Here is a 16,385-nt window from a genome sequence, read left to right on the forward strand (position 1 = left end):
GGGTCGCTCGGAAGGCCGCGGGTGTCACGCGCGGAGCGTGTGACCGACCGTATGCGGCTCCCCCGCTACAGACCGTTTACGATCACGTCCCCGAGGTTTAGGAGCAGCACGCGGCGGCGCAGGACCGGGCGCGAGGCGTCGTAGACGGGCTGGCCCGGATCGACGTGCCCCTCGGCGGTGTAGATTGCCGGGTCGCGCTCGGCCGAGTCGGCGAGCGTGAACGAAAGCGTCAGCGGGCCGATGGCCAGTTGCCGGCGGAGCGCGAGCGAGCGGACGACGCGGGTCTCCTTCTCGACGACGAGTTCCGCCGAGTGGATCTGGCCCGGGAGCGGAGCGCCGCGGCGGGTGGCGCGCACGGCCTGCGTCGGGGCACCGCGGTCGGGCGGCTCGGCCCACGCGAGGTCGAAGTCCTTGAGCACCTCGTCCAGGAGCGGGCCGACTTCGAGGCCGCGGACCTTGACCGCGTCGAGCACGGCCGGCGGGAGCTCGGCGGGGGTGAACCGCGCCGCGGCGTCGCGGGTCGGAGCGATCCACACCCGCCCGTCCGCGTCGCGGCCCCACGCCCCGCGGCCGCCGAGCCCCGGGGTCACAGCGAACCGGTCCCCGCGGGTGCAAACGGTCACGGCCCGCCCGCTCTCGAGCAGCAGGCTCATCGGGGCGGGCAGGTTGGGCGGGAGTTGCACGGTCTGCGTGTAGGAGCGGTCCGCGTCGGGGCGGTACGCGGCCCGTGCAGACTCAACCACCTGGGCCGGTGTCGCCGCGGCGTCCCGGGACGGGGTCAGCACGAACGCGGCGACGAGGAGGGCCGCTACCGTCGCGAACCCGGCGGCGACGCGAACCCACCGGCGGGTCGGTCGGGTGGCCGGTGCGGCGTCGGCGTGCAACTGACCCGCGAGGCGGTCCCACATGCGGCCCGCATCGACGCGCCCGGCCTCGGCGTCGAGTTGCGCGCGGACGAGCGCGTCGAGCCCGGGTTCCGGCGGCGGGAACGGGTCGTTTGGTGGGGTCATGGGAGCGCCTTAAACAGCAGCGACCGCCGGCGAGGGGCGGAGGAACACCGGGACAACCCCGCGGGCTCCGACCCGTTACACGGATTCTTCCGCCCCGGCCTCACCCAGCACGGACCGCAGGTCGGCGGCGAGCTGCTTGCGGCCGCGGAACACCAGGACGCCCGCGTTGGTGGGGCTCACGCCCAGCGCCTCGGCGATGTCCTCCTTCGACATCCCGAGCGCCCGCAATTCGACCGCCGCCCGCTGCACCGGCGGGAGCTTCTGGAGCGCGTCGCGGACCCGCTGCTCGAGTTCGTGGTGCTGGGCGATCTGGTCGGGGCGCGGGACGGACGGGTCGGCCACATCGAACGAGCGGTCGTCGTCGCCGGTCGCGGACCCGAGCCCAACGAGTTCGCGCTCGCGGGTCGCCTGGTTGATGCATAGGTTCGAGATGGCGCGGAACAGCAGCTTCGCGCCGTCGCGTTCTAGGTCGTAGTCGCCGGCCCGGCGGAGGAGGCGGAACAGGCACTCCTGGACGACGTCCTCGGCCCGGTCCGGGTCGCGGGTGAGCGACCGCGCGTAGGCGACCGCCCGGGGTGCGACCGCCCGCACCCACACGCCGAGCCGCTCCCGTTGGTCGTCGCTGAGCATGGCCCGTCCTGACGTGCGCCCCAACCGTTCCCACATTCTAGGACGGTGTACCCTCGTGCCCGGCGAACGGTGTCGCACGGGTAGCGTCTGGCGGTCGCCGGAGCGTGCGGTATGATGACTACTCCCCCGACGGGCTCCCCCACCACCCGACCCTCTCCGAACACCGCCATGCGCTTCAACCGCTTTGTCGCCCTCGCTGCGCTGTTATTCGCACTCACCGCGGCCGCGGCCGTCGAGCCCGCACCGGCCCCGCGCCCGGCCGACCTCCCCGAGCCGGTCACCGAACCAGCCCTGCCCGACGGCACCGACGCGGCCCGCAAGCAGATCCCGACGTTCCGCGCCCCGGCCAGCGTGAAGGTCGAGTTGTTCGCCGCGGAGCCGATGCTCGCGAGCCCCGTCGCCATTGGGCTCGACGAGAGGAACCGCGTGTTCGTCGCCGAGGAGTACCGGTTCAACCAGGGCACCGAGGAGAACCGCTCCCGCGGGTTCCTCCTCGACGACGACCTCCAGGTGAACACCCTCGGCGACCGCCTCGCGATGTTCAAGAAGCACGCGAAGCAGTTCGACGGCGGGATGAAGTGGTTCAGCAAGCACGCCGACCAGATCCGGCTCCTCGAAGACACTAAGGGCACGGGCGTCGCCGACAAGAGCACGGTGTTCGCCGGCGGGTTCAACGCCCCGCTCGACGGCCTCGCCGCCGGCGTGATGGCGACCAACGGCGAGGTGTACTTCACCTGCATCCCGAACCTGTGGAAGCTCAAGGACACCGACGGCGACGGCCGGGCCGACACCCGCGAGGCGCTCCTGACGGGCTTCGGCGTGAACTGCGCGTTCCTCGGCCACGACCTGCACGGGCTCGCGTGGGGGCCGGACGGCAAGCTGTACTTCAGCGTCGGCGACCGCGGGTTCGACGTGACCAGCAAGGAGGGCAAGCAGTTCAGCGGGCCGCGGACCGGGGCGGTGTTCCGGTGCAACCCGGACGGCACCGAGTTCGAGGTCGTCCACCGCGGGCTGCGGAACCCGCAGGAGCTCGCGTTCGACCAGTACGGCAACCTGTTCGCCGACGACAACAACTGCGACAAGGGGGACCACGCCCGCCTCGTGTACGTCGTGGAGGGCGGCGACACCGGCTGGAACATGCCGTACCAGACGATCCCGAGCCCGTACGCGGCCGGCCCGTGGTTCGCCGAGCGGCTGTGGCACCTCCCGCACCCCGGTCAGCCGGCGTACATCGTCCCGGCGGTCGGCAAGATCGGCACCGGGCCGAGCGGGTTCCTGTTCACCAGCGGCACCAGCCTCCCGGACCGGTACAAGAACAGCTTCATCATGTGCAACTACACCAGTGGCCCGGGTGCGGGGCTGGAGGCGTTCCGGGTGAAGCCGAAGGGGGCCGGGTTCGAGATCGAGGACTACCACGACTTCCTCAAGCCGATCAAGGCGACGGACGCCGAGTTCGGCTACGACGGCAAGCTGTACGTCGCCGACTTCGTGAACCTCGACTGGGGCGGCAAGAGCCTCGGCGGCCGAATCTACACCGCGTTCGACCCGGCCAAGCTCGAAGACCCGGTCGTGAAGGAAACGAAGAAGCTGTTCGCGGAGGGGTTCGGGAAGCTCGCGGGTGGGGAACTGCTGCGGTTGCTCGGCCACGCCGACCAGCGCGTGCGACTGCGGGCGCAGTTCACTCTCGTGGACCGAGCCGCTGAGCGGGAAAAGGCGACCGAGGTAGTTCCGTCGCTGGCGGGAGCCGCGACCAAGAACGACAGCCAACTCGCCCGCATCCACGCACTCTGGGCACTCGGACAGCTCGCCCGCAAGCACCCATCGGCGGTCGCCGCGGTCACCCCTCGGCTCACCGACACCGACGACGAGGTCCGCGCGCAAGCCGCGAAGCTCACCGGCGACACGGGCACCGTCGGGGCCGCGGCCGCGCTCGTCGAGCGGCTCACCGACTCCAGCGCCCGCGTGCGGTTCTTCGCGGCGCAGTCGCTCGGCAAGCTGAAGTACAAGCCGGCCGTCGGCCCCCTGTTCGACGCGCTCAAGGCGAACAAGGACGAAGACCCGTTCCTGCGGCACGCCTGCGTCGCGGCACTGGCCCGGATCGGCGACGCCGACGCGGTCGCGGCCCGCACGACCGACGCGAGCCCCGCGGTGCGCATGGCCGTCGTTCTGGTGCAGCGGCGGCTCAGCGACCGGCGGCTCGCCGCGTTCCTCGACGACGCCGACCCGCTCGTCCGCACCGAGGCCGCACGCGCGATCCACGACCTCCCGCTCGACGACCTGCTCCCGCAACTCGCGGCGCAGCTCGCGAAGCTCGTCGCGTCGCCGATCCCGGACTCGGACCCGCTCGCCCGCCGGGCGATCAATGCGAACTACCGGCTCGGCGGGGCCGACAACGCCAGGGCGGTTCTCGCGGCCGTGACCAGTCCGGTCCTCTCGACCGCGGTGCGGTCCGAGGCGCTCGGCGCACTGCGGGACTGGTCGAACCCGCCGCCGCGGGACCGCGTCACCGGCTTCTGGCGCACCGAGAAGCCCCGCGAGCCGCTCGTCGTCCGCGGTGTAGTCGAGGACGGACTCGAAACGCTCCTCTCGGGCACGACCGGCAAGCTCCAGACCGATGCCGTAGGGCTGATAGTGGCGGTCGGCGCGAGGGCCGACGAGGCGCGGTTCGTCGCGCTCGCCGACGACGCGAAGGCCGACCCGAACCTGCGGGTCGCGGCAATGCGGTTCCTCGCGGGCCGGAAGTCGAAGCAGGCCGAGACGGTTCTGACGGCGGCGCTCAAGAGCACGTCGCCGCTGGTCCGCGCCGAGGCCCGCGACCTGATCGCGAAGGCCGACCCGGCCCGCGGCGTTCCGCTGCTCGACGAGGTGCTCGCCGACGACAAGGCCGCGCCCCGCGAGCGGCAGCGGGCCATCGCAGCGGTCGCCGCGACGAAGTCCCCCGCCGCCGGACGGGTCCTCGACGCGTGGACGTACCGCCTCGCCGCCGGCGAGGTGCCGGTCGACCTCCAGGTGGACGTGCTCGAAGCGCTCAAGGCGGCGCCCTCCCCCGTTCGCGACCGGCTGCGGCTGAAGTTCGAGGACGCGCTGCCCAAGGACCCCGTTGGCAAGTTCCAGGTGAGCCTCACCGGCGGCGACGCCGACGCGGGCCGGGAGGTGTTCTTCAACCACACCGCGGCGCAGTGCGTGCGGTGCCACACCGTGAAGGGCATCGGCGGCACCGCCGGCCCGGACCTGTCGCAGGTCGTCACCCGCAACCCGACCAAGACCCGCGAGCACGTTCTAGAATCGCTCGTCCTGCCCAGCGCGAAGATCGCCGCCGGGTTCGGCACGGTCACGCTCACGCTCGTGGACGGCCGCGTCCTCGGCGGCACGCTCGTCTCCGAGGACAAGGGCGTGCTGGTCGTGCAGACCCCCGACGCCAAGAAGCACACCGTGCCGGCCGACGAGATCGAGCGGCGCTCGGCGGCACTGTCCCCGATGCCCGCGGTCGACCGCACGCTCACGCCGCGCGAGATGCGCGACCTGATCGAGTACCTGATGACGCTGAAGTGACCGACCCGACACTCACCCCCTAATCGAAGAGGCACCCGTGCGAATCGCTGCTACACTCGGCCTCCTGGCCCTACTCGGAACCGCGGCCGCCGCGGACGACAAGATTGACCTGAAAAAGATCGTCGGCAAATGGGAGCACCAGGAAAAGAGCCCTGGCGGTGCGGTTTGGGTGACCGAGTTCACCGACAAGGGGAAGCTCGTGGTCCACGTGAGTCCCACGACCAAACTCGACGGCACCTACAAGATCCTTGAAGGCGGGAAGGTCGAGACGAAGTTGTCGCTCGAAAGCGCGGTGGAGCAGCTGACGTGGAGCGTCAAGAAACTCACCGACGACGAGTTGGTTCTGGAGAGCGACCTGGTCAAGCCGAGATCGTACAAGCGGAAGAAGTGAAGCACCTTTAGCACCCGGAGATGTCCCATGCGGACGCTGACACAGTTTGCTTTGGCGGTCGCGCTGCTGACCGCCGCGGCCCCGGCTCGGGCCGAGGACGCCACCAAGGACGTCGAGAAGGCCATCGCCGCGCTCAACGACGCCTTCAAGGCCGGCGACGGCGCGCTGGTCAAGGCGCTGGAGACCGACGACCACCTGTCGGTCACCACCTGGGGCGGCACGCAGACCCGTGACGAATCGATCAAGACGCTCCCCGACCTCAAGCTGACCGCGTACACGCCCGCGAAGTTGAAGATCACCGTCCTCGGGCCGGACGCGGCGCTAGTCACCTACGCACTGGAGTTGAAGGGCACCTTCAAGGGCAAGGACGTGCCGGCCAAGAACTTCGCATCGGCCGTGTGGGTGCGGAAGGGCGGCAAGTGGCTGGAGGCGTACTACCAGGAGACGCCAGTCGAGAAGTGAACGGGTTTCGGGAACCCGCTCGATGCCAGTTTCGTCGCAAGGACAGAACGTTACACCCGCACCGGAGCGCCGCCCGTTCTGGTGCGGGTGTAACGCCGCCAGAAATGTTGTTGACCACTGACACCGCCCGTGAGACAGTTCTAACTGACCCGCCTGCGGCCGACCGCCCCTGCCCCTGCTCCCAACACCCCGTCGCCACCATGACGCCCGCACTCCTGCCGACGCCCCGCGCGCTGTCCCGCCGCACGTTCCTCCGCGGCACCGGGGTCGCGATGGCGCTGCCGCTGCTCGACGCGATGCGGCCGGCGTTCGCCGCTGACAAGGTCGAGCCCCCGCGGCGCATGATCGGCATCGAAACGAACATGGGCATCCTGCCGCAGTTCTTCTTCCCCGAGAAGGCCGGCAGGGACTACGTCGCGACGCCGTACCTGGAGCGGCTCGCCGCGTTCCGCGACCATTTCACCGTGTTCTCGGGCGTGAGCCACCCGGGCGTCACCGGCGGCCACGCGGCCGAGAAGTGCTTCCTCACCGGCACCCCGCACCCCGAGCGCGGCGGGTTCCGCAACTGGGTGTCGGTCGACCAGCTCGCGGCCGAACACCTCGGGCCGAAGACCCGCTACCCGTCGCTCGTCCTCGGCTGCGGGAACGAGGGGCAGACGCTCAGCTACACCCGCAGCGGCGCACCGATCCCGATCGAGCGGAGCCCGCGGAAGCTGTTCGAGAAGCTGTTCGTTCAGGGCAAGCCGTCCGAGGTGGCCGCGCAGGTCGAGGCGCTCCGCCAGGGCCGCAGCACGCTCGACTTCGTCGGCGACCAGGCCCGGCGGCTCAACGGCTCGCTGACCCCGGCCGACAAGCAGCGGCTCGACCAGTACTTCAGCTCGGTCCGCGACCTGGAGCAGCGGCTCGCCGCGTCCGAGGCGTGGGAACACAAGGACAAGCCGAAGGTGTCGGCCAAGCCGCCCGAGGACGAGAAGGACGGCCGCGAGTTCGCCCGCCAGATGCAGATCATGTTCGACACGGTGCGGCTCGCCATCGAGACCGACTCGACGCGGCTCGTGACGATCTTCGTGGACACGACCGTGATCCACAACATCACGCACCACGGGAACCGGCCCGAGGTGCTCGCCGAGTTGAAGGCCAAGGAGCAGGGGCAGTTCGACTCACTCGCCGGGCTGCTCAAGTCGTTGTCGGGCGTCAAGGAACAGGACAACACGCTCCTCGATCGCACGATGGTGCTGTACGGCACCTGCATGGGCAGCGCGAACTCGCACTCGAACAACAACCTGCCGGTGCTGCTCGCCGGGGGCGGGTTCAAGCACGGCCGGCACCTCGCGTTCGACACGAACAACAACTACCCGCTCACGAACCTGTTCGTGTCGATGCTCCAGCGGCTCGGCATGGAGGTCCGCGAGTTCTCCACCGGCAAGGGGACGATGCGCGGCCTGGAGATGGTGTGAGGGGGGGACACAGACCCAGAGTTCGCACCCTGGGCTACGCACTGTCGTCCCTCCGGGACTCCAGGACCTGGACGGTTTTTAGCCCCCGAAGGGGGCGTACGTCTGTAGCCCAGGGTGTGAACCCTGGGTCAGTCCAGAAGAACACACATGCGCTACGCAGATGCCGCCCGCACGGTCCTCCTCGCCGCTTGTGCGGCCGTCGCGCTCCCCGCAGCGGGGCTCGCCGCGCCGCCGGCGAAGTTCTTCGAGGCGCACTGCATGTCGTGCCACGACACCGACACCAAGCAGGGCGGGCTCGACCTCACGTCGCTCAAGTTCACCCCGACCGACGCCGAGAACGTCGCGAAGTGGGTCACGGTCCACGACCGGGTTGCGAGCGGGGAGATGCCGCCCAGGAAGAAGCCGCGGCCAGCCGCCGCCGACCTCGCTGCCGCGGTCAAGGCGGTCCGCGACGACCTCATCGCCGCCGAGAAGTCGGTGACCAACCGCGACGGCCGCCCGCAACTCCGCCGGCTCACCCGCGTCGAGTACGAGAACACGATCCGAGACCTGTTCGACCTCCCCGGGCTCCCGCTCCAGATCGACCTGCCGGCCGATGGCCAGGTCCACGGGTTCGACAAGAACGGCGACGCACTCGACCTGTCGCACGTCAACCTCGCCAAGTACTTCGAGGCGGCCGACCGCGCCCTCGACACGACCGTTGCCACGCGGCCGACCGCGCCGAAGCCGACCAAGCAGCGGATCTCGCTGGCGAACCCGTCCGGGTTCGTCGCCCACGTGCTCATGAACGGCGACGGCGTGCTGCTCAAGGACAAGAAGCCCGACCCGGACTTCCCACCGGCCGGCGAGCAGGGGCACATCGACCAGGGCGCGCACGAGCGCATGGGCTCGTTCCGCAACGGGGCCAGCGTCGGCCTGTTCCGCCACGAGGACGAGTCGTTCCACCCGTACTTCAACGAGTTCGTCGCCATCTACCCCGGCCGGTACAAGCTGACCACGTCGCTGTGGAGCTTCCAGTGGGACAAGGGCACGGTGCTGCCGGCCCGCGGCACGGAGGCGGCCCGCCTGTCGGTCGTGCAGATGACCGGCGACGGCCGCGGCGGCGGGCACCCCAGTACCGTGCTGACGTACCTCGACGCGCCGTCGATGGCCGAGCAGAGGCACGAGGTCGTGACGTGGCTGAACCCGCGTGAGACGATCGGGTACAACGCCGCGTCGCTGGCGCCGGCCGCGAACTACTTCAAGAAGAAGCGGGCGATGGAGTTCACCGGCCCCGGCATCGCCTGCGACTTCCTCGACGTTGAAGGGCCGATCCACGACGCGTGGCCGCCGCTCGGGCACCGCCGCCTGTTCGGCGACCTGCCGATCAAGGAGTTCGACCCGAGGACGAACCCGGGCGTTCGGCCGCCGCTGCGCACGCCCGACCGGCAGCAACTGTACATGGGGCGCAACAAGCCGGACCCGGTCCCCGGCATCTGGACCGTCCACTCCGAGAAGCCGCTCGAAGACGCCGACAAGCTCCTCGCCGACTTCCTGCCCCGTGCGTTCCGCCGGCCCGTGGGCGCCGACGTCCGCAAGCAGTACGTCGATCGCGTAGCCGACCGGCTCAAGGCCGGCGACTGCTTCGAGCTGGCGATGCGGTGGGCGTACCGGGCGGCCCTCTGCTCGCCGGACTTCCTGTACCACGTCGAGCCCGCGGGCGAACTCGACGACCACGGCCTAGCCGACCGCCTGTCGTACTTCCTGTGGAACTCGACCCCCGACGACGCGCTGCTGAAGCTCGCCGCCGCGGGCACGCTCCGCAAGCCGGACGTGCTGCGGGCCGAGATCGAAAGGCTTCTGGCCGACCCCAAGGCGAACCGGTTCGTCGAGGACTTCCTGGGCCAGTGGCTCAAGCTCCGGCAGATCGCCGCCAACGACCCGGACCGCAAGCTGTACCCCGAGTTCAACAAGTACCTGGAAGACTCGATGCTCGCCGAGTCGCGGGCGTACTTCCGCGAGATGATCGACAAGAACCTCACCGCCGACCACCTCGTGAAGTCGGACTTCGCGATGCTCAACGGGCGGCTCGCGGCGCACTACGGGCTCCCCGCCGTGAGCGGCGCCCAGGTGCGGCGCGTCGCCCTGCCGCCGGGCTCGCACCGGGGCGGGTTCCTCACGCAGGCCGCCGTGCTGAAGGTGACGGCCAACGGCACCACCACGTCGCCGGTGCCCCGCGGGGCGTTCGTGCTCGGCCGCTTCCTCGGCAAGCCGCCGGCCCCACCGCCGCCAAACATCCCGGCCGTCGAGCCGGACGTCCGCGGGGCGACGACGATCCGCGAGCTGCTCGACAAGCACCGGAACAACGCGGCGTGCGCGGCGTGCCACGCGAAGATCGACCCGCCGGGGTTCGCGCTGGAGGAGTTCGACGTGATCGGCGGGCACCGGTCGCGGTACCGGTCGCTCGGCACCGGCGACGCGGCCCCGCGGGGGACCATCGACCCGTTCATCGGGATCGGGTTCAAACTCGGGCCGAGGGTCGATTCGAGCGGCGCGCTGCCCGACGGCCGCGCGTTCTCCGGCCTCGAAGAGTTCCAGACCCTCCTCGCCGCCGACCGCGACGCGCTGCTGACCAACCTCGCCCGGCAGTTCGCCGTGTACGCGACGGCCCGCGGCGCGGCGTTCGGGGACCGCGACGACGTCGCCGCGGTCGTGGCCGCCGCGAACAAGAACGGCGGCGGCACCCGCACCCTGATCCACGAACTGGTGCAGAGCCGGTTGTTCCGCACGCGCTGACCGCACACCCGAACTCACCGAGCCAATCCGATGATGCCCTCACACCGGTTCGCGACCGTCGCTTGCGCCGCCCTGCTTTTCATCACAGCGGCCGCCGCGCAGGACAACGGCAAGAAGGCCGAGCCAAAGGACGAGCAGTTCACCTACCGCGTGTACGGGCTGTTCATCGTGGACCGCGAGAAGGACCTCCGCGAGACGTTCCAGGAGATCGCCGACGTCAAGCTCGTCTCGGTGAGCTTCGACGCCGCGGAGGTCACGGTCGAGTTCGTCCCTTCGAAGGTGTTCCCGGGGGCGAAGCCCGAGCAGCTCGTCGAGCGGCTCGACCAGAAGGTGCGGGCCGAGTCGCGGGGCACGTTCGCGGTCGGCCCGCGGCTGGCCGGCCCCCGCGACACGTTCGAGCGGGTGGTGATCGCCGTCGCCGGGCTCGACTGTCGGGCGTGCGAACTCGGCGCGTACGAGAGCGTCGCGCGCCTGGAGGGCGTGGCCCAGGCCACGGCGAGCTTCAGGGACGGCAAGGTGACGGCGCTGATCGACCCGTTGAAGACCGACCGCGGGAAGCTGGAGGACGCGCTCCGCAAGCGCGGCGTGCAAATCCCGAAGCGGTGACGGCGGGCGCGGCCGGAATGGCCGGCCGCGGGTGCGGCTTTCGGGTACATTGGGAAGCGACCCGGTGCCCCTGCGCGCCGCCCCCACGCCCGACGGTCCCCATGCCCGAGTCCGACGACGCCGCCCCCCGGCTCCCGGCAGACGTTCTCAGGCGCGTCGCCCGCTACCAGCGGTGGGTGATCGCGTGCGTCCTGTCCCAGCTCACGATGTGGCTCGGGCTCCTCGTTCTGGGCATCCTGAACGGGGAGTGGGTGGACGTCGAGGTGCCCCTGTTCCTCACGTTCGTCCTGGACCTCGCCGGGGCAGCGTTCTCGTTCCTCATCTACTGGACCGTGCGGGACCCGTTCTGGGCCGTGGTGATGGGCCTGGCCGCGGTCCCGCCGATCATGGGGCTGCTCACGATGACGGCGGTCAACGGCACCGCGACCGCGACCCTCACCCGCAACGGGGTCCGGGTCGGGTTCTTCGGGGCCGAACTCAACGAGATCGAGGGGGACTGGTTCGGGGCGTACGACGACGAGGAGGACGCGGGCTGGTGACGCGGCGTCACTCGGCCGCGCGGCCCATGAGGTACGCCCGGAGTTCGACGAACACCTCGGTGCACCGCTGCCGCCAGGTCTTGTCGAGCAGCAGCCGGGGGTGCGACGGCCGGAACAGGACGTGGACCGTGAGCCGGTTCTCCTGGTCCGGGTAGGCGTGGTACAGGTGGATCTCGCAGTCCACGGGGCCGGACGCGCGGCGGCCGATCCCGAGCCACGAGAGCGGGCCGCCGACCGGGGTCTTCCGCCCGCCGATCCGCACCTTGATGAGCCCCGGGAGGCTCTCGACCACCTCGCCGCCGGCGTCGTGGACGAACCCCCGCAGCTTCATGATCGCGATCCGCTCGGGCATCCACGCTTCCATGTTGAACGGGAGCGCGGACTGCTCCCGCTGCGGGACCCCGGACTGGACGGCCGTTTGCGTGGCGTGGGGCGGGGGCGGCTCGTGGTCCGCGGGGACGGGGTTGAGCGGCGGGGTGAGCCCCTGGGCGTGTCCGGGGGAGCGGCCCAGGAGCGACGGGGCCGGGTTGGCGACCTTGGCGTTGCGGGCCGCCATCGCCCGCTCGAGGGCCGTGTCGTACCGCTCGGCCAGCTCGCGGGCCTGCTGCGGGCGGTCGTCGGGGTGCTTGGCCAGGCAGTCGAACACGAGCTGCTCGACCTCCTCGGGCACCCACCCGGACATGCCCAGTTCGGCGAACGTCGGCGGGAACTCGGTGGCGTGGGCGAGCAGGATGTCCATGCTCGTCGCGCCGGTGAACGGGAGCCGGCCGCTGAGCAGCTCGTACATCATCACGCCGACCGAGTACAGGTCGCCGCGGTGGTCCATTTCCTCGCCGCGGACCTGCTCGGGGCAGATGTACCCCGGGGTGCCGACGGCGAAGTCCACGTTCGTGTCGGTGACCTTCCGGCCGGTGTCGCTCTCGACGAGCTTGGCGAGGCCGAAGTCCATGACCTTGATCCGCTCCCGGGGCGAGTCCGGGTCGATGACCATCAGGTTCGCGGGCTTCAGATCGCGGTGGATGATCCCCTCGTCGTGGGCCGCCTGGAGCACCTCGCACAGCTCGCGGATGACCCGGCCCACGCGGGGGGCCGACATCTTCCCGTTCTTCGCGAGCATGGCCTCGAGGTTGACCCCCTTGATGTACTCCATCACGATGCACGGGCCGAGCGGGTCGTCGAGGCTGGCGGCGATGAGGGACACGGCCCCGGGGTGCTGGAACCGCCCCATGAGGACGGTCTCGCGCTGGAACCGGTCGCGGAACTTGGCGTCCGTCGCGATGTGGTCGTGCATCACCTTGACGACGACGTCGCGGCCGGCGTCGAGCTGGCGCGCGAGGTACACGCGGCCCATCCCGCCTTCCCCGATGAGGCGTCGGGTTTCGTACCGACCGAGGAAGACGCGGCCGATCATTCTGAAGTATCTCCGGCATCCGACCCGGACGGAAGCGTTGCGTTGCAAGCCTAGATCGCAAACCGGCCGCGGGCCACTCCACTTACTCGCTGAATTCACTTCCATTGCGGCCGCCACAGAAAAGTGTGCCGCGGCCGTAAGATCTGCCAGCCGTTACCGGGATAACTACTTGTGCGTACGAGCCGTGTGCAGATTTAAGGCTTCTTCTCGGGCTGCTTCTTCGGGTCGGGGATCGGCTCGGGCCTGGTCGGCCCCTTCCAGCCGAGGAGCACGACCGCGGGCTCGTCCGCCTTCATCTCGACCGGGATCTCCAGCTCGTTCGTGTCGGGGAGCTTTTTGAGGTTCTTCTGCTCTTCGAGGAACTCGGTCGCGGGGAGGAGGTCGTCGTAGCCGGGGACGCCGTAGTGCATGGGGAGAACGAACAGCCGGGGCTTGATCTGCTCGACGATCTTCTTCGCCTGCTCCCCGTTGAGCGTGTAGATGCCGCCGACCGGGACCATGAGCACGTCCACCTTCCCGATCGCCTTGACCTGCGCCTCGGTGAGTTCGTGGCCGAGGTCGCCGAGGTGGGCGAACGTGAGGCCGTCGGTCTCGACGACCCACACGCTGTTCTTGCCGCGCTGCATCCCGTTCGTCGCGTCGTGGAACGTGCCGACGGTGCGGACGCGGACCGCGCCGACCTTCTCGTCCGCAGTGACCCACTCGGTCCGGGTCCCCTTCCCCGCCCTCACGCCCTCGAACACCCGGCCCTTTTCCTTGAGCGCCTCGAGCTGGTTGTGGTCGCTGTGCGGGTGGCTGATGAGCGTGACGTCGGCGTTGAGCCGCGGCGGGCTGAACGTGGGGATCATCTGGGGGTCGAACACGACCAGCTTGCCGCCGGCGGTCTCGAGTTGGAACATCGACTGGCCGAACCAGCGGAGCTTGACCTTCTTCGCGTCGTCCTGGGCGGGGGCCGGGGCCGCGAGTGCCGCGAGTGCCGCGAGTGTGAACAGCAGCCGATTCATGCGTGGTCTCCGTGTGTCCGCGGGGGGTGCGGCGCAACAAGACGATCTAGCGGGTCAGGAACCACTTCATGAGGTGCCAGCCGGGGTCGAAGCTCAGGCCGGTCGAGGCGGCCGCAACCTCGTCGTAGGTCGCCGCCGCGTCCGGGAGGATCCCCGCACCAGCCGCCGCGAACGCGACCGCCCCGTAGGCGTGGGCGCGGGTCTTGATCGTGGTGCGGTGGTCCGGTTCGACGAGAATGCGGTAGTCGCCGTGCCGCGGGAGGGCGTCGAGCAGCGGGCCGACGATGTGCTCGTCGATCTGCTCCAGCGACCGCACCTTCTCGTGCGCCTTCCCCTCGTGCGACGCCTCGTCCGGCGCTTCGACGTGGACGCACACGAGGTCGAACGCAGAGAGCGCCTCGACCGCGTACTTCCCTTTATTAGCGTAGTTCGTGTCCAGGTACCCGGTCGCGCCGGGGACGTCGATGCGGCGCCACCCGATGAGCACGCCGACCCCGCGGACGAGGTCGACCGCCGAGATGATCGCGCCGGCCTTGCCGTAGGTCTCGCGGAACGGCTCGACCTGCGGGGCCTTCCCCTGCCCCCACAACCACACCTGCGTCGCCGGCTTCTTCCCCTCGGCGACGCGGCGCTGGTTCACGGGGTGCTTCGCGAGGACCGCCTTACTCGCTTCCATGATCGGGTTGAGCACGTCGCCGCCCGGCCCGCTCGGCAGGTAGTCGGCGACGGCCCGGTCGGGGATGTCGTGCGGGGCCTGTGTCTTCATCCCGACGAACGGCGACGCGGCCGACTTGCCGCGCCACACGAGGATGTTGCGGTACTGCACGCCGGGGTGGAACTCCAGCACGCCGCCCGCGACCTCCTTGCCGCCGAGTTCCGCCTGCATCGCGCGGATCAGCGGGCCGCCGTCCTCGCTGGAGATGTGCCCCGCGGTGAAGTCCCGCATGTGGCCGTCGGGGACGTGGACGAGGTTGCACCGGATGGCCCAGTCGTTCGGGCCGAGGTGGATGCCCATCGCGGCGGTTTCGAGCGGCGCGCGGCCGGTGTAGACCTTGAGCGGGTCGTACCCGAACAGCGACAGCGTGGCGACGTCGGACGCCGGGGTGAGCGACGGCGGGACGTTGTTGGAAAGCCCGACGACGCCGGCCCTGGCGACGCGATCCATGTTCGGGAGGCGGGCGGCCTGGAGCGGGGTGAGCCCGCCCAGCTCGGCAACGGGCTCGTCGGCGCACCCGTCCGGAATGACGATGACGTACTTCATGCCCGAGATTGTACCCGAACCGCCGGCCGCGTCGAGAACCCGCCGTAACGAGGGCAGGGCGCATGGTCAGCGGCGGACAGTGAGGCCCTCTCACAAGAAGGACCGACCTTACCTCCGGCCGCCTGTTTTTGAGACGTGGGGGGAAACCGCTGACATCCCATCCGTCTCTCGCGGAATCGATTGTCGGATCGCGGCGAGCGCCCGGTAGGCAGCGGTCGAATCGAATGCGAGCGCGTTACCCTTACCAGCTTCCGCAACCGCGGTCAGCTTCGACTGAGCGGCTCCGGCGAGCGGTCCGTAAGCACCCAATTCGTCAATTGCCGAAATGCGAACATATAGTGAGTCGCTGTGAACAAGCCCGATCAGCGCCGGGATCGCGGTGCCGCCGTTGGGGTCGATGTGGATCAACCGCGGTTTGTAATGGGTGATGACGCTCTCTCGGCCGATGTACGCGAGGACGTCCTGTATGAACACCTTCCCCCTCTCCCCAATCACAGGGAGGGCGGCGAAAAAGTCGCGCGCCAGCTTCGCAAACTTGTCGTGACTTGCCAGCGCATTGCGGACGGCGGCTGTGATTATCTTCCCGTGTGTTTCGAGGTGATCGGTCAAGCGGGACATGATCCAACTCGCCTCGGAGTTGCCCGAGAACTTCCCTTCCATCAGCTTGATTAGGGCCGGGATGAAGGGATCGCGGTCGGTCGTGGGGAGGTTGAGAATCACCGAGAGCGCCGTACTCGCCATTGCGAAGTTTCGGCTCGCCAGCTTCGCCCGGCACCTCGTCACGATCTCGGTGGGAAGTGGATGGGGATAGATCTCGGCGAGGGCGGACATCGCGTTGAGGGTGTCCGGATCGTGATCGGTGGACTTCCGCAAAACGAGCGGCGTCAGAACCTCCAACACCACCGCCCTCTCCGTTCGGGAGATTGTCTTGTTTTCCAGCCTTTGTTTGATCGGTGCGCACCACGTCGAATCGTAGTCGTCGTCGCGCCGGAGCAACGCGGCCATCCGCCGCATCGTTTGCGGGTCGGGGCACTCTGCCAGCGCGTATAACGCCCCGCGGCTGATGAGGAGGGCACGGTTTCGAGCTTCCTCCGAGTCCTCGTCTTCGCATGCGTAATGGTAATTCGCGAGCAAGACCTCCAGTGGGTAGGTCTTGCTGACGGCGATGGCTTCCGCGAGGTCCATACTCCCGGTGATTCGTTTCTGCTTCGCCATTCTACCTCCAAACCAGGTTCAACAGGTCACAAGATACGGCGCATCCCAGCCACAACTGGAGCAGGATTGACC

Annotated in this window: 13 protein-coding genes; 7 read left to right on the forward strand and 6 right to left on the reverse strand. The window is 69.6% G+C overall.

Annotated features, from left to right (window positions below; genetic code table 11):
- Positions 1–65: 65 nt before the first annotated feature.
- Positions 66–1,010 carry a hypothetical protein gene (locus ACTIGN_RS00610; RefSeq protein ID WP_439620416.1) on the reverse strand — a complete coding sequence of 315 codons (945 nt, stop codon included), beginning with the start codon at positions 1,008–1,010 and terminating at the stop codon, positions 66–68.
- Between the two features lie 75 nt (positions 1,011–1,085).
- The gene (locus ACTIGN_RS00615; protein ID WP_439620417.1) at positions 1,086–1,640 is read right to left on the reverse strand and encodes an RNA polymerase sigma factor; all 555 of its coding nucleotides are present in this window, start codon (positions 1,638–1,640) and stop codon (positions 1,086–1,088) included.
- A gap of 168 nt (positions 1,641–1,808) precedes the next feature.
- Between ACTIGN_RS00615 and ACTIGN_RS00620 the strand changes: the two genes are divergently transcribed.
- The 7 genes from ACTIGN_RS00620 to ACTIGN_RS00650 all read left to right on the forward strand — a co-directional run bounded on the left by ACTIGN_RS00620 (position 1,809) and on the right by ACTIGN_RS00650 (position 11,422).
- On the forward strand, positions 1,809–5,192 hold the full coding sequence (locus tag ACTIGN_RS00620; protein ID WP_439620419.1) for a PVC-type heme-binding CxxCH protein: 3,384 nt from the start codon (positions 1,809–1,811) through the stop codon (positions 5,190–5,192).
- Positions 5,193–5,229: 37 nt separating this feature from the next.
- Positions 5,230–5,583: a hypothetical protein gene (locus tag ACTIGN_RS00625; protein ID WP_439620420.1), complete on the forward strand. Its 354-nt coding sequence runs from the start codon at positions 5,230–5,232 to the stop codon at positions 5,581–5,583.
- 27 nt (positions 5,584–5,610) lie between these two features.
- Positions 5,611–6,045 (forward strand): nuclear transport factor 2 family protein, encoded by a 435-nt coding sequence (locus ACTIGN_RS00630; protein ID WP_439620421.1) that lies wholly within the window; start codon positions 5,611–5,613, stop codon positions 6,043–6,045.
- A 200-nt stretch (positions 6,046–6,245) separates the two neighbouring features.
- Positions 6,246–7,502: a DUF1552 domain-containing protein gene (locus tag ACTIGN_RS00635; RefSeq protein ID WP_439620423.1), complete on the forward strand. Its 1,257-nt coding sequence runs from the start codon at positions 6,246–6,248 to the stop codon at positions 7,500–7,502.
- A 147-nt stretch (positions 7,503–7,649) separates the two neighbouring features.
- Positions 7,650–10,277, forward strand: coding sequence for a DUF1592 domain-containing protein (locus ACTIGN_RS00640; RefSeq protein ID WP_439620424.1), 2,628 nt, complete (start codon positions 7,650–7,652; stop codon positions 10,275–10,277).
- Positions 10,278–10,307: 30 nt separating this feature from the next.
- Positions 10,308–10,883 carry a heavy-metal-associated domain-containing protein gene (locus ACTIGN_RS00645; RefSeq protein ID WP_439620426.1) on the forward strand — a complete coding sequence of 192 codons (576 nt, stop codon included), beginning with the start codon at positions 10,308–10,310 and terminating at the stop codon, positions 10,881–10,883.
- 101 nt (positions 10,884–10,984) lie between these two features.
- Complete coding sequence (locus tag ACTIGN_RS00650; RefSeq protein WP_439620427.1) at positions 10,985–11,422, forward strand: hypothetical protein; 438 nt, start codon at positions 10,985–10,987, stop codon at positions 11,420–11,422.
- A 7-nt stretch (positions 11,423–11,429) separates the two neighbouring features.
- Here the strand turns inward: ACTIGN_RS00650 and ACTIGN_RS00655 are convergent, their stop codons facing one another.
- From ACTIGN_RS00655 to ACTIGN_RS00670, 4 genes are all read right to left on the reverse strand, one after another.
- Positions 11,430–12,833 carry a serine/threonine protein kinase gene (locus tag ACTIGN_RS00655; protein ID WP_439620428.1) on the reverse strand — a complete coding sequence of 468 codons (1,404 nt, stop codon included), beginning with the start codon at positions 12,831–12,833 and terminating at the stop codon, positions 11,430–11,432.
- Positions 12,834–13,027: 194 nt separating this feature from the next.
- Complete coding sequence (locus tag ACTIGN_RS00660; RefSeq protein ID WP_439620429.1) at positions 13,028–13,837, reverse strand: MBL fold metallo-hydrolase; 810 nt, start codon at positions 13,835–13,837, stop codon at positions 13,028–13,030.
- A 46-nt stretch (positions 13,838–13,883) separates the two neighbouring features.
- The gene (locus tag ACTIGN_RS00665; protein WP_439620430.1) at positions 13,884–15,098 is read right to left on the reverse strand and encodes a cofactor-independent phosphoglycerate mutase; all 1,215 of its coding nucleotides are present in this window, start codon (positions 15,096–15,098) and stop codon (positions 13,884–13,886) included.
- A 108-nt stretch (positions 15,099–15,206) separates the two neighbouring features.
- Positions 15,207–16,313, reverse strand: coding sequence for a hypothetical protein (locus ACTIGN_RS00670; RefSeq protein WP_439620431.1), 1,107 nt, complete (start codon positions 16,311–16,313; stop codon positions 15,207–15,209).
- Positions 16,314–16,385: the final 72 nt, after the last annotated feature.

The sequence above is a fragment of the Gemmata sp. genome (genome assembly GCF_051859125.1).
Taxonomy (GTDB): Bacteria; Planctomycetota; Planctomycetia; order Gemmatales; family Gemmataceae; genus Gemmata.